The 19,847-nt window shown below is 66.9% G+C and carries 17 protein-coding genes; 6 read left to right on the top strand and 11 right to left on the bottom strand.

Annotation, left to right across the window (positions count from 1 at the left end):
• Positions 1–18: 18 nt before the first annotated feature.
• The 5 genes from AC07O4_RS08040 (at position 19) to AC07O4_RS08060 (ending at position 7,144) form a co-directional block, all read left to right on the top strand.
• Complete coding sequence (locus AC07O4_RS08040; RefSeq protein WP_495304238.1) at positions 19–3,033, top strand: type VI secretion system Vgr family protein; 3,015 nt, start codon at positions 19–21, stop codon at positions 3,031–3,033.
• A gap of 8 nt (positions 3,034–3,041) precedes the next feature.
• Positions 3,042–3,959, top strand: coding sequence for a DUF4123 domain-containing protein (locus AC07O4_RS08045; RefSeq protein WP_495304239.1), 918 nt, complete (start codon positions 3,042–3,044; stop codon positions 3,957–3,959).
• Positions 3,956–4,426 (top strand): DUF3304 domain-containing protein, encoded by a 471-nt coding sequence (locus AC07O4_RS08050; protein WP_495304240.1) that lies wholly within the window; start codon positions 3,956–3,958, stop codon positions 4,424–4,426. The genes AC07O4_RS08045 and AC07O4_RS08050 overlap by 4 nt, the downstream gene beginning before the upstream one ends.
• Before the next feature lie 73 nt (positions 4,427–4,499).
• Positions 4,500–4,988 (top strand): DUF3304 domain-containing protein, encoded by a 489-nt coding sequence (locus tag AC07O4_RS08055; RefSeq protein ID WP_369630586.1) that lies wholly within the window; start codon positions 4,500–4,502, stop codon positions 4,986–4,988.
• 44 nt (positions 4,989–5,032) lie between these two features.
• Positions 5,033–7,144, top strand: coding sequence for a T6SS phospholipase effector Tle1-like catalytic domain-containing protein (locus tag AC07O4_RS08060; protein ID WP_495304242.1), 2,112 nt, complete (start codon positions 5,033–5,035; stop codon positions 7,142–7,144).
• A 134-nt stretch (positions 7,145–7,278) separates the two neighbouring features.
• Here the strand turns inward: AC07O4_RS08060 and AC07O4_RS08065 are convergent, their stop codons facing one another.
• From AC07O4_RS08065 to AC07O4_RS08090, 6 genes are read right to left on the bottom strand one after another with little or no spacing between them, the layout of a single operon-like run.
• Positions 7,279–9,018 (bottom strand): acetyl/propionyl/methylcrotonyl-CoA carboxylase subunit alpha, encoded by a 1,740-nt coding sequence (locus AC07O4_RS08065; protein ID WP_495304243.1) that lies wholly within the window; start codon positions 9,016–9,018, stop codon positions 7,279–7,281.
• Positions 9,019–9,034: 16 nt separating this feature from the next.
• The gene (locus AC07O4_RS08070; protein ID WP_495304464.1) at positions 9,035–10,621 is read right to left on the bottom strand and encodes a 5-oxoprolinase subunit B/C family protein; all 1,587 of its coding nucleotides are present in this window, start codon (positions 10,619–10,621) and stop codon (positions 9,035–9,037) included.
• Positions 10,622–10,629: 8 nt separating this feature from the next.
• Positions 10,630–11,400 (bottom strand): LamB/YcsF family protein, encoded by a 771-nt coding sequence (locus AC07O4_RS08075; RefSeq protein ID WP_495304244.1) that lies wholly within the window; start codon positions 11,398–11,400, stop codon positions 10,630–10,632.
• A 35-nt stretch (positions 11,401–11,435) separates the two neighbouring features.
• Positions 11,436–12,113, bottom strand: coding sequence for a pyroglutamyl-peptidase I (pcp, locus tag AC07O4_RS08080; protein WP_495304245.1), 678 nt, complete (start codon positions 12,111–12,113; stop codon positions 11,436–11,438).
• 10 nt (positions 12,114–12,123) lie between these two features.
• On the bottom strand, positions 12,124–13,080 hold the full coding sequence (locus tag AC07O4_RS08085; protein WP_095950363.1) for a DUF979 domain-containing protein: 957 nt from the start codon (positions 13,078–13,080) through the stop codon (positions 12,124–12,126).
• Positions 13,081–13,085: 5 nt separating this feature from the next.
• Positions 13,086–13,826, bottom strand: coding sequence for a DUF969 domain-containing protein (locus tag AC07O4_RS08090; RefSeq protein WP_062477421.1), 741 nt, complete (start codon positions 13,824–13,826; stop codon positions 13,086–13,088).
• 284 nt (positions 13,827–14,110) lie between these two features.
• Between AC07O4_RS08090 and AC07O4_RS08095 the strand changes: the two genes are divergently transcribed.
• The gene (locus AC07O4_RS08095) at positions 14,111–14,815 is read left to right on the top strand and encodes a GntR family transcriptional regulator (RefSeq protein WP_492683833.1); all 705 of its coding nucleotides are present in this window, start codon (positions 14,111–14,113) and stop codon (positions 14,813–14,815) included.
• Between the two features lie 32 nt (positions 14,816–14,847).
• Here AC07O4_RS08095 and AC07O4_RS08100 read toward each other — a convergent pair whose 3' ends face one another.
• The 5 genes from AC07O4_RS08100 to AC07O4_RS08120 all read right to left on the bottom strand — a co-directional run bounded on the left by AC07O4_RS08100 (position 14,848) and on the right by AC07O4_RS08120 (position 19,414).
• Entirely contained in the window at positions 14,848–16,161 is a 1,314-nt protein-coding gene (locus AC07O4_RS08100; RefSeq protein WP_495304247.1) for a TRAP transporter large permease, read from the bottom strand.
• A gap of 9 nt (positions 16,162–16,170) precedes the next feature.
• Positions 16,171–16,704, bottom strand: coding sequence for a TRAP transporter small permease (locus tag AC07O4_RS08105; protein ID WP_095747225.1), 534 nt, complete (start codon positions 16,702–16,704; stop codon positions 16,171–16,173).
• A gap of 3 nt (positions 16,705–16,707) precedes the next feature.
• Positions 16,708–17,688 carry a TRAP transporter substrate-binding protein gene (locus tag AC07O4_RS08110; protein ID WP_495304249.1) on the bottom strand — a complete coding sequence of 327 codons (981 nt, stop codon included), beginning with the start codon at positions 17,686–17,688 and terminating at the stop codon, positions 16,708–16,710.
• Between the two features lie 111 nt (positions 17,689–17,799).
• Positions 17,800–18,060 (bottom strand): hypothetical protein, encoded by a 261-nt coding sequence (locus tag AC07O4_RS08115; protein WP_225616844.1) that lies wholly within the window; start codon positions 18,058–18,060, stop codon positions 17,800–17,802.
• A 28-nt stretch (positions 18,061–18,088) separates the two neighbouring features.
• A complete protein-coding gene (locus AC07O4_RS08120) occupies positions 18,089–19,414 on the bottom strand; it encodes a PA0049 C-terminal domain-containing protein (protein ID WP_495304250.1) in 1,326 nt (441 codons plus the stop codon).
• Positions 19,415–19,847: the final 433 nt, after the last annotated feature.

Consider the following 19,847-nt stretch of genomic DNA (forward strand, 5'->3'; position numbering starts at 1 on the left):
AACCTGAGCGAATTCCCGATGCCTTCCGCTGACCGCAGCGCCCTGTGGGCCGAGCTGAGCCAGACGGCGCGGCTGTATCGCCTCGAAGCGCCGAGTGCTTCGTCGTCCTCCAACAGTGCCGCACGCGAGAGCATCGATGCTTTGCGCGTGGAAGGCTGGGTGCAGCGCGAAGCGGTCTCGCAGCTGTTCGAGCTGCGCATCGTGTGCCTGAGCCTGCGTGCGGACCTGGCGCTGTCATCGCTGATCGACCAGCCGCTGACGTTGGTCACCGTGCTGGCCAATGGTTCGCTCGCACGACGCACCGGCCTGATCCGCGCCGTCGAGTCACTCGGCGCCGACGGCGGCCTGGCCCGCTACCGCCTGACCTTGGTGCCCTGGCTCTGGCTGGCCACCCAGCAAGGACGCAGCCAGGTCTTCCAACAGCGCAGCGTGGCAGACATCATCGAACGCGTGCTCGCGCCGTATGCGGATGCGGGCAGCTGGGCCTTCTCTTCCGAAGTGAACAGCTTCCTGGCCGACGCCCCCGTTCGCACCTACTGCACCCAGTACCGTGAGAGCGACTACGACTTCTTCTCGCGCCTGCTGGCCGAAGAAGGCCTGGCCTGGCGCATCGAAGAAGACGCCCAGGCCCCGACGGGCCACAAGCTCGTGATCTTCTCGTCCAACGACACCCAGACCGCCGATGCAGGCTCGCCCGTTCGCTTTCACCGCAAGAGCTCGCAGGAGCGCAGCGACGCCGTGCAAGCGCTGGTGCGCCGCATGCGCCAGTCGGTGGCCCAGGTGCACCTGAGCGCCTGGAACGTCGACGGCAAGCGCCAGCTCACAGGCAGCGCCCCGGCGCGCTTTCCGGTCGGCGGCAAGAACGCCCCGCGCCTGGAGTACGACGACGTGCTCGGCCTGAACGACCGCAGCCGCGGCTGGGACACCAACCGCACCGTCGAGCGCTATGCCGCATTGATGATGGAAGCGGCCGAATGCCGCGCCGACCTGATGCTGGGCCACAGCACCGTGCGCACCTTGCGCGCGGGCACGCGCCTCGAGATCGACGACGCACCTGCGCTGGGCTTGCAGGCCAGGCCCGCACTGCTGCTGGACACCATCGAGCACGTGGGCATCAACAACCTGCCCAAGGACACGGCGGCGTCGATTGCGGCGCAGCTGGGCGCGCTGACGGAACACCTCGTGTTCGACCAGCCCTGCGCTCCCGTGACGGCCGAGGCCGATGTATTCGGACTGGTGTCTGCAGCAGTGGCAACAAGCAACGCTAACAACCTCTACCCGCAGCCCCAGAGCCTCGCCACCGCGCAGGCCCAGGGCTACGCCAACAGCTTCTCGGGCGTGCACGCCCCTCGCCCCTGGCGCCCCGCACTGGCGGCGGCCGACGGTGCCCGCCTGCACGCCAGGCCCACGGCCAGCGGCGTGCACAGTGCCATCGTGGTCGGGCCTTCGGGCGAGACCTCGCCCAATGGCGCCGACGAGCTGTACTGCAACGACCGTGGCGACGTGCGCGTGCGCTTCCACTGGCAGAACGGATCGAGCGACAACGGCAACAGCAGCAGCAATGGAGACAACGCCCAGGACAACCGCAGCACCCGCTGGATCCGCGTGGCCCAGCGCCAGGCCGGCCCCGGCATGGGCTGGCAGTGGCTGCCGCGCATCGGGCAGGAAGTGCTGGTCAAGTTCGTCGACCTCGATGTGGACCAGCCCGTCATCGTCGGGGCGCTGTACAACGGCCGCGGCGACGGCGGCATCGCCCCCACGCCCGGCGGCGCATCGCGCACCGGTGAGAACGGCGAGCAGGGCAACAACGACAGCAACGACGTTTTCGCCCAAGCGAGCAACGCCTCGCCCAGCGCCCAGGCCAACCTCGCGGCCGGCCATGCCCCACCCTGGCACGGCGCCAGCGCCGACGACAAGGGCCACCGCAATGCAGCGGCCCTGAGCGGCTTCAAGACCAAGGAGTTCGGCGGCGAGGGCTTCAGCCAGTTGGTCTTCGACGATTCGAACCAGCAGCTGCGCGTGCAGCTGCATGCGAGCACCGCCCACAGCCAGCTGAACCTGGGCCACCTGATCCACCAGGCCGACAACTTCCGCGGCAGCTTCCGCGGCCAGGGCCTGGAGCTGCGCACCGACGGCTATGCCGCCCTGCGCGGCGGCAAGGGAGTCTTGCTGAGCACCTACCACGGCGCAGGCGGCCAGAAGCTGGAGCCCGTGGGCGACTTCGCCGCCGGCATGGCGCTGCTCAAGCAGGTGCAGCAGCTGGGCCAGGCGCTGAGCGATGCGGCCAAGACCCACGAGACCGTGCAGCTGGCCGGGCACATCGGGGCCGGCAAGGCCAACGAATCCCAGCTCGACAAGGAGCGCGCCCCCTACGCCGCGATGGAGCGCACCGCCAGCGGCATGGTCGCCGCCGATGCGCTCGACACCGCCTACGCAGATGCGGCAGACAAAACCATCGCCACCGGCGACGGCAAGGTGCCGCACACGAGTGACGCCGTGATCGCACTGGCCGCACGCGGCGGCCTGGCGATGGTGGCGGGTCAGCAGCTGCAGGTCGTCAGCGGCGAGACCGCCACGCTGGCCAGCGGCGGTGACATCAACCTGGCGCTGGCCGACGTGCTGCGCGTGCACAGCGGCCAGGCCATCGGCGTGCTGGCCGGAGCGCAGAAGGCGGATGCGGACACAGGCCTGTCGGTCATCGCGGGCAACGACGACCTGGACTTCCAGGCGCAGCACGACGAGCTGCGCGTGCAGGCCAAGGAGGCCCTGAAGATCGCCAGCACCGACCAGACGGTGGAGTTCGCGGCCAAGAAGAAGATCCGCATCGCGACGGCGCAGGGCGCGTCGATCACGCTGCAGGATGGGGACATCACCTTCGAGTGTCCGGGGAAGATCACTTATCACTCGGTGCAGCGGAAGTTGGCTGGGCCGACAAGCTCGCCGTATGGGCTGCCGCTGTTCCCGCAGAGCATCTGCATCGAGTGCATGCTGAAGGCGGCACAAAGCGGAGCCCCCTTCTCCGCCTTGCAGTGAGCGTGGCGTTGGAATTCGCGACCGATCTGATCGACCCCCTCCACCTTGCCCATGCCGTGCAAGCGATGGCCGACGCCCAACCGTCATCCTTCGGCCTCTGGTTGCTGGTCGATGCGGCCTTGCTCGACCCGGCGCGCCTCGCATCGGTGCTGCGCCGCAACGGGTGGTCGCACGTCAATGCGCTGGCCAACACACCATTGGCGGCCTATGGCGCAAGGGGACCGCAGCTGCTGGAACTGCCACTGGACGACGAGGTGCGCGCCGAGGGCTTGCGGCGCCTCGCCACGATCGACCCGGCAGCACCCGCATTCAGCTGGATCGCATCCAGCCGCGTCGCTGCGGATTTGCAGGCCTGCTTCGGCTACCTGGCCCAGGCGCGGCACGACGGCTTGAAGCTGCACTGCCGCATGGGCGATGTACGCGTTCTTCCGACGCTGCTCGCCACGCTGGCCGAGCCACAGGCACGGCGCGTGGCGCAGGCCATCTCGCAATGGCAGTGGTTCGATCGCAGCGGTGCCGTGGTCGGCAACTGGCTTGCAGCTTCTGGGAAGGACGGTGTGGCCGATGCCCGCGACCATCTCGAACTCGATGCATCGCAATTCGCGACGCTCCTGGATGCCTCGGAAGCCGACGGCATCTTTGCGCAGTTGCTCGAGACGGTGTCGCAACTGGTCCCGCAGACCGGCCGGGCAGCGTTTCATCAGCGGCTCCAGCGCGCCCTCGCGGTTGCCACGCGTCTGCACGTGGCAGGCAACCCCGACCGGCTGCAGTTCGTGGTGCTCTCGCTGACCTGCGGCGATGACTTTTATCAGCATCCCGATCTGTCGGACACATGGAAGGCCGTCGCACAAGGCACCAGCCTGTCGGGCCTGATGAAGGGCTGGAGCGACGAACTGTGGAAGGCGTTGGAGGGCAAGGCTTCATGAAGCGCTTTGCTCTCCTGGTTCTTTGCGCGGTGGCGCTGGTGGCTTGCAGCAGCAAGAGGCCTGCGGCTGAAAGCTACAGCGCCAGTATCAGCCCGTACAACCATACGGCGGACCATATCGAGCCGTATGTCGACGGGATGTTTGGCGGCCATTCGAGCGCGTATGGCGGTGGCGGCAGCTTCGTGTGCTGCATCTCCTATCCCGCCGTATGGCGCCCTGGCTTGAGCGCCAAGGTGCGTTGGGCCACCTCCAGCGGCATTCCAGGCGACAGGCGACCGGAAGCGTATGTCCAGCATTGGCACGAGAAGGTCGTGCCCATCGAGGAATACACCGTGCCGGGCGGCATGCTCAACATCCACTTTCTTCCCGAAGGCGAAGTTCGGTTGATCATTTCCAGCAAAGGGGCGGGTGCCAAGAACTACCCTGGCCCCGCCTATCCGGTGAAGCCGCCGGATTGGAAATGGTGAGCCCGAGGCGAACAAGAGATTCGACAAGAGTCCGGGAGGAACAACCTATGAACGTATGGAAAGGCTACACGCCATGAAACGCACTACAACCCTGACGCTGTGTGCACTGGCGCTGCTGACACTGCCACTGGTGGCTTGCAGCAGCAAGAAGCCGGCGGCCGAAAGCTACAGCGCCAACATCAGCGCCTACAACCACACGCAGGACTACATCCACGAGTTCTATGTGGACGGGGCCGGCGGCGGCAACTCATACCCGTACGGCGGCGGCGGCAGCTTTGTGTGCTGCATCTCCTTTCCCGCCAAGTGGCGCGCCGGCCTCAATGCAACAGTGAAGTGGACGACCTCCAGCGGAATTCCGGGCGACAAACGACCGGATGCAATCAAGCCCCGGTGGCATGAAAAAGTCGTTCCCATCGAAAAATATGACGAGCCCGGTGGGCTCCTGAACGTGCATTTCCTGCCGAACAACGAGGTCCGGCTGATCATCTCCAACAAGAGGGCCGGTGCCAAGGACTATCCCGGTCCGGCCTCTCCGGTGAAGCCTGCGGACTGGAAATGGTGAGCCAAGACGAACCAGAGATGTCTTGAGAAATCCGGGAGCAACACATGGAAAAATTTGAAGAAGGCTGGTACGAAATCAGCTTCGACGCCAACACCCGTGAGAAGCGCTATCTCTACTTCAAGACCGCCAAGCTTTGCACGGCCGAGTGCATCGTCAAGGAAACGGGGCTGCAGATACTGGTGTGGTCGGACGACGCAGGCAGGGCCATCGAGTGTTTGCCCAGCTACAAGTGGACGGCCAATGCGCCCAAAGGCGACTGGTGGGACAACGACCCGGGTGGCAAGAACTACCAGCCCGCACTGCCTGGCGACCACTCGCGCGCCGACCGGACCCTGACCGCACGCGAACTGTGCCAACGCGCCGCTAGCGCCGACCCGAGCAAGGCCAATTCCCTGAGTTGCGCCAAAGAGATTCACGTGGGCCTGTTTTTTGACGGCACCAACAACAACCTGATTCGCGACTCACGCGACCAGAGTCACACGAATGTGGTCAGCCTCTTCAACGCGCACAAGGACGACGAGGTCGAGAATTTTCGCTTCTACATCCCTGGCGTCGGCACACATTTCCCCGAGATCGGAGAGATCAAGGAACTGGACAACGGCAAGCGCTTCGGCACCGGGGGTGAAGCGCGCATCCATTGGGCGTTGATACAGATCTACAACGCCCTGCACATGGCCTATCACGGTGTTCTGTTGATCCAGCCTGAAGAGGCGAAGACACTTTGTGTCGATGAGCTGAAGACTTGGTGGCGCCTGGGCGATGCCAAGATGATCAGCATCTTCGGGGGCATTCAAAAGCGCCTGCTGAAAGCCATCAAGGACCAACGGCCGCGGGTGACCAAGATGCATCTGTCGGTCTTCGGATTTTCGCGTGGTGCGGCCGAAGCGCGCGCCTTTTGCCAGTGGATCCAGCTGGTCGCCGAGAACATGACGATCGGCGAAGCAACACTGGAGCTTCATTTCCTGGGTATCTTCGACACCGTGGCGTCTGTCGGCCTGGCCGATTCGTCGCCCGTCGGCGAAGGCTTTCAGGACTGGGCCGACGGCACCATGGACATCCACGGCGTCAACCAGACCGTTCACTACGTGGCGGCACATGAAATACGTCAGTCGTTTCCGCTGTCTACGGCACGCATCAGAGCCACGAACTACCCGCCGAACACCAAGGAGTTCGTCTATCCGGGGGCTCACTCTGACCTGGGCGGAGGCTATCCGTCGAAGTCCCAAGGCAAGGGTGTCGAGGGGCGAACCGCATTGCTCTCGCAGATTCCCCTGATGGACATGTATTTCGAGGCACTGACTGCAGGCGTTCGCTTGCGCAGCAAGACTGAAATGCCCGGCCAGGTCAGTGGTGATTTCGAGGTCAACCCAGCACTCGACAAAGCCTTCAGCGATTACGCAGCCTGGACCGCGACAGAGGAAAAGCAGAACGTCGCCAATGGCGGCGAGCCCGTGCAGAACCGCATGCGCTATCACATGGAGTTGTATTGGCGCTGGCGTGCGTCCAAGAGCGACGAAGCCACCTTCAAGGCCATGGCGAGTTACGAAGCCTCCAACAAGCAGGACCGACAGGATCTCTGGGAGTCAGAACTCGACTGGCGTGAAGACGTCAAGGCCGCTCAGGCGGCCAACCAGCCCCGACGGGTGTTCGTTCCCAGAGCGGGCGTCTACGTTGACCAGCCGCCTCGCGCCAACGAGGTGGAAAAGCGCCTGCTGCGCGCCGTCGCTGCCGCCAAGGATGTTCCGCAAACCGCCAACGACTTCTTCGACAAGTATGTCCACGACTCGCACGGTGGGTTCTGGATGCTCGGCCCCATCACGAAGGAGAACCGCGAGGACTTCGTGGCCGCCATCAAGCAGAAAAAAGCCACGCACGACCGGTTGCTGAAGGCGGCAGAAGAGGAGACCCTCCCCTCTCGGGCGACGAACCTGCGCAACTATGCCCGCGGCTATGAACTCAACAACTTCGAACGCCGCGTGATCGCACAGGATGCAAAAGAACCGGGAACACTGCCTCTGATGACGGATGCAGATGCGGAAGATCTGCGAGACAACGCAGGCACGATGGCGACGCTCGCATTGAAGCTCCTGGGCACCGCCAGCCGCCGCGAACCCCGCGGCCACGGGCGTTACCGGCGCGTGTTCGACAAGAGTTGAAGAAGCCCATTGCAGGTTCCGTCATCACCTCGCAGAACCTGCAGCTGCCAGTTGTCCGGCCATCGCCGCTCGGTGAGGCCGGATCAAGATGAATCCGGTCGCTCTCTTCCTCAAGCCTTGACGGCCGCCCTCACTCACCCAATGCGCGCAATCGCCGTCCCAGCCGCCACATAGCCCCCCGCCGCCGCAGCGAACACGATGCGCCCCGCGCGGTGCGCAACCACCTGCATCTCCATCTTCATCGCCTCCATCACCGCGATCACCGTACCTTCGGCGACCTCATCGCCGTCCGCGACTTTCCAGCCTTGCAGCGTGCCCGACACCGGCGCAGCCACAGCAGCGGCATCGGCCGCCGGTGCGTTCGCCACAACGCCAGGCGCGGCAGCAGCACCACCACCACCCGCCGCCGCCAACCCGCGCAGCAACTCCGTCGGCAGCCCCAGCGACATGCGCCGCCCGTCGATCTCGATGGCCGTGCGGTGCAGCGAGGCGTCCGGCAGCGGATCGGGCCGCATGCCTGCCGTCTCGTCGTTCGAAAAGTCGGTCTCGATCCAGCGCGTGTGGACCTTGAAGGCGTCTTCCGAAACGAAGTCGGGGTGCGCCATCACCGCGCGGTGAAACGGCAGCACCGTGGCCAGGCCTTCGATACGGAATTCCTTGAGGGCGCGGCGTGCGCGCGCGATCGCCTGGGCGCGCGTGGCGCCGGTGACGATGAGCTTGGCCATCAGCGAGTCGAAAGTGCCGGGCACCTGCGAGCCGGCGTCCACGCCGGTGTCCACGCGCACGCCCGGGCCCGAGGGGGCGTCGAACACGTGGACGGGGCCGGGTGTCGGCAGGAAGCCGCGGCCCACGTCTTCGGCGTTGATGCGGAATTCGAAGGAGTGGCCGCGCGGTGCGGGCGTTTCCTTGACGGACAGCGGCAGGCCTTCGGCGATGCGCAGCTGTTCGATGACGAGGTCGATGCCGGTGGTCTCTTCGGTCACGGGGTGCTCGACCTGCAGGCGCGTGTTGACTTCGAGGAAGGAGATGGCGCCACTCGCGCTCAACATGAATTCGACGGTGCCGGCGCCGGTGTAGCCGGCGGCCGCGCAGATGTCGCGCGCTGACTGGTGGATGCGCTCGCGCTGTGCGTCGCTCAGGAAGGGCGCGGGCGCTTCTTCGACCAGCTTCTGGTTGCGCCGCTGCAGCGAGCAGTCGCGCGTGCCAAGCACGACGACGTTGCCGTGCGTGTCGGCGATCACCTGCGCCTCGACGTGCCGCGGGCGGTCGAGAAACTGCTCGACGTAGCACTCGCCACGGCCGAAAGCGGTGATGGCTTCGCGCACGGCCGATTCGTAGAGGCCTTCGACTTCGTCCAGCCGCCACGCGACCTTGATGCCGCGCCCGCCGCCGCCGAAGGCCGCCTTGATGGCGATCGGCAGGCCGTGCTGTTCGGCGAAGGCGAGCACCTCGCCCGCGTTGCTGACCGGGTCGGCCGTGCCCGCGACGAGCGGTGCGCCGACCTTCAGGGCGAGCTTGCGGGCCTGCACCTTGTCGCCCAGCGTGGCGATGGCCGAAGGCGAGGGGCCGATCCACGTGAGGCCGGCGTCAATCACCGCCTGCGCGAAGGCTGCGCTTTCCGAGAGGAAACCGTAGCCGGGATGCACGGCGTCAGCGCCGCTGCGCTTGGCGATGGCCAGCAGCTTGGGAATGTTGAGGTAGGTGTCGGCCGGGCGGTGGCCGTCCAGGCCGTAGGCCTCGTCGGCGCGGCGCACGTGCAACGCATTGAGGTCGGGATCGGCGTAGACGGCGACCGACTGCACGCCGTGGTCGGCGCAGGCGCGCGCGATGCGCACGGCGATTTCGCCGCGGTTGGCGATCAGGACTTTTTTCATCGCGGGACTCTCGATCTCAAAGTTCGATGGGGCCGTGGCCGGCCATCGGTTGGAAGCGGACGCGGGCGTTCACGGGGATCTGCCCCGCACGGTCCAGGTGGTGGGTGGCGACCGACGCGATCACGGGGTAGCCGCCGGTGAGCGGATGGTCGGCCAGGAACAGCACGGGCTGGCCGCTGGGCGGCACCTGGATCGAACCGTGCGCCGTGCCCTCGCTGGGCAGCTCGGCGGTGTTGGCACGCACGAGCGGCTGCTCGCCGTTCAGGCGGATGCCGACGCGGTTCGACTGCGGCGTCACCACCCACGGCTGGCTGCACAGGCGCTCGACGGCGTCGGCGGTGAACCAGTCGGTGCGCGGGCCGAGCACGATGTCGAGCACGACTTCTTCCTGCACGGTGGGCAGATCGATCGGTGGCACTTCGGTGGCGCCGACGACGGCGCCGGTGGCAACGCTGCGCACGGGCAGCACATCGCCTGCCGCCACGGCGGGCGGGCCGATGCGGGCCAGCGTGTCGGTCGCGCAGCTGCCGAGCACGGGCGCCACGGCAAAGCCGCCGCGCACGGCTAGGTAGCTGCGGATGCCGGTGGTGGGCTCGCCGACAGTGACGGTGTCGCCGTCGGCCAGCGCGACGGGCTGGTATCGCGGCAGCGGCCATTGCGCGCCGTCGGCGCGGGTCAGCGTGAGCGGGCCGTCGGCGCCGGTGACAGCGATCACTGCGTTGCCGCGGCAGACGAACTGGAAGCCGCCGTAGGCCAGCTCGAGGCACGCGGCATCCGAAGCATTGCCGACCAATCGATTCGCAGCTTGCAGCGAGCGCTGGTCCATCGCGCCGGAGGCGGACACGCCCTGCCGCGCCTGACAATGACGGCCACCGTCCTGCCACAGCGCTTGCAGGCCGGCGGTGCGGACCTCGAAGGCACTGCCGCCTTCAACGGTTGCAGGTGCGGGCGCCGCGACAGCTTGCGCGACCACCGGCAACGCCACCTTCAACGACGAGGCATCGACAAAGCGCACCGCATCGCCGGGCTGCAACAGCGCCGGCGTTTCGCGCGACAGGTCCCACATGGGCGTGTCGGTCACGCCGATGATCTGCCAGCCGCCGGGGCTGGCCTGCGGGTACACGCCGCTGAAGCTGCCCGCGAGGCCGACCGCGCCTGCGGGAATGCGGGTGCGCGGCACCGCGCGGCGCGGCACGTTCAGGCTGGGGTGGCCGCCGCTCAGGTAGGCGAAGCCGGGCGCGAAGCCGGTGAAGGCGACGGTGTAGTCGCTGCCGGTGTGGCGGCGCACCAGTTCGTCGGGCGTGATGCCGAGCAGGCCGGCCACTTCGGCGATGTCTTCGCCGTCGTAGCGCACGGGAATCTCGATGCGCTTGTCGATGCGTGTCTCGCGGGCGTCGAGCTTTCGCTGGCGCACGGCGTGTGCCAATGCGGCGGCCGACAGCACGGCGGGGCGAAAGGTGATGAGGATGGTGCGCGCAGCGGGCACCAGCTCGTCGATGCCAGCGAGGGGCTCGGCGCGCAGCGAGGCCAGCAGCGCGAGGGTCTGCGCCAGGTCGTCGAGCTCGACCAGCACGGCATTCAGGTTGACGCGAAGAAAGCGCATCGAGGTCGTCATGCGGTCGCTGCCTCGGCGAAGGGGCGGATCGTCACGCCGGCCTGCACGAGCCGCTCACGCACGCGGCGCGCCATCTCGACCGCGCCGGGGCTGTCGCCGTGCACGCAGATCGAATCGGCGCGGATGCGCACCACGCTGCCGTCGATGGCGGTGACGGTGCCTTCGTTGGCCAGCCGCAGCATGCGCTCGGCCACGTCGTGGGCGTCGTGCAGCACGGCGCCGGGTTCGCGGCGCGACACCAGCGTGCCTTGCGGTGTGTAGGCGCGGTCGGCAAAGGCTTCGGCCACCACGCGCAGGCCCTGGGCCTCGGCCCAGCCGACGAGCGGCGAGCCTGCGAGCGCGACGAGCACGAGGTTCGAATCGATTTCGCGGATGGCTGCGATCACGTCGCGCGCCTGGCGCTCGTCGTGCGCGATGGTGTTGTACAGCGCGCCGTGCGGCTTCACGTAGCGCACCTCGGTGCCGGCCGCGGCAGCCAGGCCCTTCAGGGCGCCGATCTGGTAGATGACGTCGGCGCGCAGGTCGGCGCTGTCCACGTCCATGTTGCGGCGGCCGAAGCCGACGAGGTCGCGGTAGGCCACGTGGGCGCCCACGGCCACGCCGCGTTCCTTCGCCTGGCGCAGCGTGCGCAGGATGCCCGCCGGGTCACCGGCGTGGAAGCCGCAGGCCACGTTGGCGCTGCTGACGATGTCGAGCATGGCGGCGTCGTCGCCCATGCGCCAGACGCCGAGGCTTTCGCCGAGATCACTGTTCAAGTCGATGTTCATCGGGGGTCTCCGGCGTGCACCGCACGCCTCAGGAATCAATGCAGCCGGCCGGCGGTTTCGCGCACGTCGTGGCGCAAGGTCAGCGCGGTGCGGATCGCCACGCGGAAGGCCTCCACCTGCGCGTCCAGCGCCATGCTCGCCACGCCGGGCTTCGAGGCGGCCTGCTCGGGCAGGTAGGGCACGTGGACGAAGCCGCCGCGCGTGTGCGCCAGCGCCGGGCGCGTCGCGAGCCGGTGCATGAGCGCGTAGAAGATGTGGTTGCACACGAAGGTGCCGGCGCTGTTGGACACGGCCGCGGGCAGGCCCGCCGCGCGCATGTCGCGCACCATGGCCTTGATCGGCAGCGTCGAGAAATAGGCCGCCGGGCCGTCCCTGACCACGGGCAGGTCGATGGGCTGCTGGCCGGCGTTGTCGGGAATGCGCGCGTCGTCGATGTTCAGCGCGGCGCGCTCCATCGAGATCTCGGTGCGCCCGCCCGCCGCGCCGATGCACAGCACCAGCTGCAGCGGCGGGCCGATCAATGCAGCGTCGAGCGTGTCGATGGCGCGGCCGAACACGCAGGGCAGCTGCACCGCCTGCACCACGGCGCCTTCGCAGGTCCAGCCGTCGAGCGCGCGGGCGATCTCCCACGCGGGGTTGACCGGGTCGTTCTCGAAGGGCTCGAAGCCCGCGAGCAGCACGCGGCGTGCCTTGGCATCGATGGCGGTGGTCATGCGCGGTGCCTCAGCGGAACATCAGGAAGTACAGCAGGAAGATGTTGACCACCAGCAGCGCGGCCGCGGTGGGTATCTGCACCTTGATCACCGCGTTCTTGTCGGGCAGCTCCAGCAGCGCTGCGGGCACGATGTTGAAGTTGGCCGCCATCGGCGTCATGAGCGTGCCGCAGTAGCCCGAGAACATGCCGATGGCCGCCATCACGGCCGGGTCGCCGTGGTACACGCCCACCAGCACCGGCACGCCGACGCCGCCCGTCATCACCGGGAAGGCCGCGAAGCCGTTGCCCATGATGATGGTGAACAGGGCCATGCCCAGCACGTACACGGCCACGGCGACAAAGCGGATGTCCATGTTGATGTAGCTGGTGGTGATGTGCGCCACCGCCTTGCCCACGCCGGCGTCGGAGAACACCAGGCCCAGCATGCCGAGCATCTGCGGCAGCACCACGGCCCAGCCGAGCGCGTCGGTCAGACGGCGCGACTCGCGCATGCCCTGCACGGGCGTCTCGCGCGTCAGCCAGCAGGCCAGCGCCAGCGCCACCACGCAGCCGATGCCCAGGCTCACCAGCGTGGTGTTCTTGGGGTCGAGCAGCAGCGTGCCGCCGAGCTTGATGTGGCTCATGCCCACGGTGCCGATCACGGTGACCAGCGGGATCGCCAGCGCCGGAATGAACAGCTTGTTGCCCAGGCGCGTGGCGCTGGCCTGGTACTGCTCGGGCGTGGGTTCGCGGTGCTTGCCCGCGCCGACGCCGCGCAGGCCGGCAATGACGGCCATGCCGATCGCACCGGCGCCCACGAGCGCGGGCGGCAGCTTGTCGCCGATCAGGAAGACCAGCGCATAGATGCCCCAGAAGAGCGCGCTGGTGTAGCGCTTGGGGTGCTGGCGGTCGGCCAGCGTCATCACGGCCGTGACGGCAAGGATGAAGCCGACCAGGAGGTACAGGTGCTGGATCGAGAGGATCATGATGCTCAGCGTCCTTCCTTGGCGGGCACGGCGGTGGCGGGCACGTCGGCTTCTGCGGCACCGCCCAGTTCACGGGCCAGTGCCTGGTCGAGCCGGCGCAGGCGCCAGGCGTGGATGATGAAAGCGGCAATGGCCGTCGGGATGCCCCACATCGCGATGTGCAGCGGCTCCACGTCGATGCCCGCTTCGTGCAGGAAGGTGGTCATGAGCACGATGGCGCCGAAGGCCACGAAGATGTCTTCGCCGAAGAACAGGCCCACGTTGTCGGTGGCCGCGGCATAGGCGCGCAGCTTGTGACGGATGCGGTCGGGCAGCTTGCCGTAGCGCGTTTCGGTGGCGCCTTCGGCCATCGGCGCGAGCAGCGGACGCACCATCTGCGGATGGCCGCCCAGGCTGGTCAGGCCCATGGCCGCCGTGAGTTCACGCGCCGCGAGGTAGACGATCAGCAGACGGCCGGCGGTGGCCGACTTGATGCGGCTGATCCAGTTCTGCGCGTGCTGGCGCAGGCCGTGGCGCTCCAGCAGGCCGATCACCGCCAGCGGCAGAAGAATGATCAGCGGCAGGTTGCGCGTCTTGATGAAGCCGGTGCCGATGGCCGTGAGGATCGCCATCGGGCCGAAGCCGGCGGCGAACGCCGTGACGATGGCCGTGACGATCACGACCAGCATCGGATTGAAGCGCAGGATGAACCCCGCAATGATCACGGCCACGCCGATCAGCGGCCACAGGGGGACTTCAGGTGTCATGGTTGGTCTTTCGTTGCAATGCAAAACACCGGCGCAGGGGCACCGGTGCGGTCGATTGATGCAAACCTCATGCCAATGAATGAGCAATTCATTTCTTATGAATCACTCATTTCAAACAAGTTGTTGAACAATTTCATGTAGTGTGCCCAACAACAGTGCCTGAATACCCCCATGAAAACCCTGAAACGGGTGCGTTTCGGTGCACGGGCGCGGCGTGGCAAGGGAGCCGTCTGTTACAACGCAGGCTCGCTGCGCCCCTCCCTTTTCCCCTCCGACCGACCGGCATGACCCGACTGGATTCCCCCGCTTCCCCCGCCTCGCCGGCCGCCGGCGCGCTCACGCTCAACGACCGCGTGGCCGAGCTGATCCGCCAGAAGATCGTGAAGGGCGAGTTCTCGCCAGGGCAGCGGCTGTCGGAGGCCGCGCTGGCCGACAGCCTGGAGATTTCGCGCAACACCCTGCGCGAGGTGTTCCGCACGCTGACCAAGGAAGGCCTGCTCAAGCACGCGCCCAACCGCGGCGTGTTCGTGGCGGTGCCGAGCATCGCGTCGATCATCGACATCTACCGCGTGCGCCGGCTCATCGAGTGCCAGGCGCTGGCGCAGGCCTACCCGCGCCACCCCGCCAAGAAGCACATGCGCGAGGCGGTCGAGATGGCGCTGAAGTGCCGCGACGCCGGCGACTGGCTGGGCGTGGGCACGGCCAACATGGAGTTCCACAAGGGCATCGTCGAGCTGGCCGACAGCGAGCGGCTGAACGTGCTGTTCGCCCACATCCTGGTCGAGCTGCGGCTGGCCTTCGGGCTGCTGAAAGACCCGGAGTTCCTGCACGCACCCTACGTGGACATGAACACGAAGCTGCTCGAGCTCATCGAGGCCGGCAAGTTCGCCGAGGGCTCGGCGGCGCTGAACGACTACCTCATCCACTCCGAGCGCATCGTGCTGGCCGTCTACGCGCGGCAGATGCCGGACGGCGGACTCGACAACTAGTTGAGTCCGCCCGCGCCGCGCGGGCTGCTGCGCTAGCGCTCCTTGCCCATCACCAGGTCAGGCAGGATCGTCACGATCGACGGGAACAGCGTGATCAGCGCGATGCACAGCACGAGGCAGAAGAAGAACGGAATGGCCGCCCTGGCGATCACGTTGCTGTCTTTTCCGGTCATGTTCTGCAGCACGAACAGGTTGAAGCCCACCGGCGGCGTGACCTCGGCGATCTCGACCAGCAGCACCACGAAGATGCCGAACCACACGAGGTCGAAGCCCGCCTTCTGGATCATCGGCAGCACCACGGCGCTGGTCAGCACGATCATCGAGATGCCGTCCAGCGCCGTGCCCAGCACCAGGTACACCACCACCAGCGCACCGATGAGCGCGTAGGGCGACAGGTGCATGCTGTCGACCCACTCGGCCAGCTCGCGCGGGATGCCGGTGAAGGCCATGGTCTTGGTCAGGAACGCAGCCCCGGCCAGGATGAACATGATCATGCAGCTGGTGCGCGTGGCGCCCATGATCCCGTCCTTGAAGTTCTGCCAGGTCAGGCTCTTGCCGTAGGCCGCAATCGCCAACGAGCCCAGCACGCCGAAGGCCGCGCACTCGGTGGCCGTGGCCCAGCCGGCCACCAGCACCCAGACGATGAACACGATCAGCAGCGCGCAGGGAATGAGGTTGCCTGAGAGCCTGATCTTCTCCATGAAGGTGGTGGGCGGATCGGCCGGCGGCACCTGGTCGGGGTGGCGCAGGCTCCACCAACCGATGTAGCCCGAGAACAGCAGCATCAGCAAAAAGCCCGGCAGGAAGCCCGCCAGGAAGATGCGGATGATGGAAGCATCGGCTGCCACGGCGTACACCACCATGGTGATCGAGGGCGGGATCAGGATGCCCAGCGTGCCAGCCGTGGCCAGCGAGCCGATGGCCAGCTTCTCGTTGTAGCCGCGGCGCTTGAGCTCGGGCAGCGCCACCTTGGCGATGGTGGCGCAGGTGGCGGCCGACGAGCCCGAGACCGAGCCGAACACGCCGCAGCCGAGGATGGTGGTGTGCATGAGCCGGCCGGGCACGCGGTTGAGCCACGGCCGCAGGCCTTCGAACATCTCCTCGCTGAGCTTGGTTCTGAAGAGGATCTCGCCCATCCAGATGAACAGCGGCAGCGCCGCCAGCTCCCAGCTCGCATTGCTTTCCCAGAAGGCCGAGAACAGGTTCTTGCCGGGCAGCGTGTTGGTGAAGAAGGCCTGGCCGACCCAGCCGACGATGGCCAGGGTCATGGCGATCCACACGCCGCCAGCGAGCAAGAGAAGCATGATGGCGAGCAAGAGCGCGCCCATGAGCAGTGTTTCGAGCATGGCGTGCGTTCAGACGTCGGAGGAAAAATCGCCGGCTGCGTGCCGTTCTTCGATGGCGCGCTGGTAGCTGGGCTTTTCGCCGCGCACCACGCCCACCAGCTCATCGAGCATGGCGATCAAGAGCAGCCAACAGCCGATCACGAAGGCGGACTGCGGAATCCAGATCGGAATGACCACCAACCCCGTGGCCATCTCCGCGAACTCGTAGCTTTCGTACGTGAAGCTGGTGGCCCAGTAGGTGAGGTAGGCCACCGACACTGCCGCGATCAGCAGGCACATCACGTCCAGCACACGTCGCACTTTCAGCGGCACCGCGTCCAGCAGCAGTGTCACGCGAACGAAGTCACCATGCCGGAACGCATGCGCCATCGCAAAGAAGGCCGCTGCGGCGCACAGCCAGGAGACGATGTCGTTGAGCCCGCTCACGTGCCAGTTCATCTGTCGGCCCACGCCGGCCACGATCATCAGCACGAAGATCAGGAACACGCAGAAAGCGCCCAGCGCGCCTGCACCGTCGTACAGGCGATCGAGGAAGCGGCGCACGGCTTACTTCTTCTTGTAGGTGTCGACGATGGAAGCACCGTCTGCACCAGCGGCCTTGAGCCAGTCGGCCTGCATGATGCCGCCGACCTGGCGCATGTCGGTGTCCAGCTTGGGCGAAGGCTTGTGCACCTTCATGCCGCGCTCGGCGAGCAGGCGCTTGTACTCATCGTTCTTCTCCTGAGCGACCTTCCAGCCGCGCGCCTCGGCGTCGGCTGCGGCCTTGGTCACCGCTGCTTTGGTGGTCGCATCTAACGCATCGAAGGCCTTGGCGTTCACGAGGATCGCGTTCTTCGGAATCCACGCCTGCGTGTCGTAGAAGTTCTTGATGTGCTCGAAGGTCTTGGTGTCGTAGCCGGTGGAGCCCGAGCTCATGTAGCTCTCGATCACGCCGGTGGCCATCGCTGCGCTCAGTTCGGCCTGCTGGATCTGCACCGGCTGTGCGCCGATGAGTTCGGCGATCTTGGCCGTGGCCGGGCTGTAGGCGCGCCACTTGATGCCGCGCAGGTCGGCCACCGAGCTGACCTCTTTCTTGGAATAGATGCCCTGCGGTGCCCATGGCACCACGAACAGCACCTTGATGCCTTGCGCGGCCAGCAGCTTGTCCATCGCGGGCTTGGAGGCGTCGTAGAGTTTGCGGGCCTCGGGGTACGTGGTGGCCAGGAAGGGCACGCCGTCCAGCGCGTAGATCGGGTTCTCGTTGGCGTAGTTGGCCAGCAGGATCTCGCCGGCCTGGGCCTGGCCGCTTTGCACGGCGCGCTTGATTTCGGGCGCCTTGAACAGCGACGCGTTGGCGTGCACCGTGATCTTCAGCTTGCCGCCGGTGGCCGCGTCCACGTCTTTGGCGAACTGCGTGATGTTCTCGGTGTGGTAGTTGGTCGCGGGGTAGGCATTGGCCAGATCCCACTTGGTCTGTGCGTGGGCGCCGAGGGAGAAGGCCAGGCCCGCGAAGGCAGCGGCAACGGTGTGCGCGTAGGGATTTCGCATGGAAACGCTCCAGGAGTGCAAAGAGGGAAAAGGGAGGGAGAGAAAACGAATGAACAAGGCGAAGCCGCGGCGTGCAATCCATGCACGCCGTGGCGCCGACGGCCAAGCCGGCTATTCCTTCTTCTTGGGGGCCAGCTCGAGCGGGCTGGCCGGCAGGTCAGAGCGCCGGGGCTCGGGCTTGTCCGCGACCTTGCAGTCCTGGTCCTTGAAGGGGCCGGCCTCGCGCACCCAGTCGGGGCTGATCGGATGCTGCGCGCAGACGGCCTTGCCGCTGACCTTGTTGCGCATCAGGTAGAAGCTCTCGGTGGGTTGCGCCAGGGCCGCGCCCGACAACGCCAGGCCGACGATGCCGATGAAGAGTTGGTGTTTCATGTCCATGCCTTCTTGTGATGCAACGTTGTCAGGGTGCCGGCGCCGACAGGGTCTTCGCCATCGCGATCACCAGGTTGCGGCCCTGGGCCACGATGGAATCGCGGAAGCCCTCGAAGGTTGCATCCGTGATCTTGCCGTCGCTGCCTGCACCGAAACGCGTCATGACCGGCGTGTGGATGTGTCCGGCGGGAATGTTCAGCTTGAAGGTGTCGCGCAGCAGCGTGTTGCGGTACGCGCTCGCATTGGAGAGGTAGTTGCCGCCGCCGCCCCGGCTGGCGCAGTTGTTGTCCAGCGGGCCCAGCGCGTCTTTCTTGCACGGCTGCACGGAGTAGGTGTCACGCCGCAGCACGTCCCAGCCGCCGGGCGTGCCGGTGTCGCGGTTGATGACGCCCTCGCCGGTCTTCGCGTCGATCATGGCCTGGAACGGCAGCGTCGACACCGTGAACTGCGGCGGCGTCTCCTTGGCCCAGGGCCGCGGCAGGAAGCCGAGCCAGCGCTCCGGCGGATAGATGTCGCAGTCCAGCACCGATGGGAACCTGTCGCCGTCCATGCAGGCGGGCCAGACGTTGTCGTTGCCCGGGATGCTGGCCAGGTGGTAGCGGCCGTTGAAGTGCTCCAGGTGGAAGGCCCCGCCGCCCTGGCTCATGGAGATGGACGCGTCCACGCGCTTGGGCCCGGGCTTGAACCACGGCCCCAGCGTGTCTTCCTGCATGCCCTGCAGGAAGGGCGGGTAGTTCACGGGCAGGATGAAGGTGCGGATGATGGCCGTGGTGCCGTCGCCCAGCGCCACGGTGTTGCCGTCCAGCGAGAGGATGGTCGCGCCCGAGGGATTGCCGATGCGGATGTTCGGGTTGTCGTGAACGCCCGGCGTGCCCAGCGTGAAGGGATCGAAGCCGCTGACCAGGATGCGCTTGTGGCCCGCGCCTTCCGGGAAGTCGATCGCGTACTGGCCGCGCGACGCGCGCTCGAATTCGTTCTCCAGCGCGGCGCGCTGTGCGTCGTCGAGCGGGAAGTCGGGCTTCCACTGGCGCAGCGCGAACGTCATGGTCAGGCGCGCCCAGTACAGCATGCGGTCGTCGCTCTGCGGCAGGCTGCCCTCGACCTTGCGGCCCTGCACCCGGTCCACCGCGGCCTGCCACAGCTGCTGGCCCTCGGCCTTCAGCAGGGTGACGGCCGCGTCGTAGCTCGACGCGCCGGCCAGGCCGTCCTTGCACAGCTTGAGTGCGAACGCCGGCCCGAACTTGTCGAAGCCGCTGGCCTGCAGCACCTGCTGCGAGAAGCTCGCCGCATCGCTGGCGCTGAGCTTGTTGGGCAGGCGCTGCTCTTCGTACGAGGCCGCGACGCCGGTGTCCATCGCGCACCTGGCCTGGATCGCCGGCGGCGCGGGTGGTGGGGGATTCGTCGTGGGTGGCGGTGCGGGCGGCGGTGCGTTGGCAGCGGCGATCGCTGCCGCAATGGCCGCAACGGTGGCCGGGTCAGCCCCGCCCCCTCCGCTGCCACCACCGCATCCCGCCAGTACCGCCGCGCAGATGCCCAGCCCCAGTGCATTCCGACGCCAGGAGATGCCGCCCTGCGGGGCGCCTGTGGCGTCCTTCGCTTTGCAGTCGTCCCCCGCAGAAGGGCTTGGATGAAAGTCGCTTGCCATGACGAATCGCTCCCATGAATGTGATGTGCAAACCAGGAAAGCCTCGCGGCCGGTTGCCGTGAGCCTCGGCAATTGGTCAACACCACCACGCATCCAGGTCTCAACCGATCGATCTTGGTTGAGCTTGAATTGATGTTTTGTT

The sequence above is a fragment of the Variovorax sp. GW821-FHT09D04 genome, assembly GCF_059416405.1.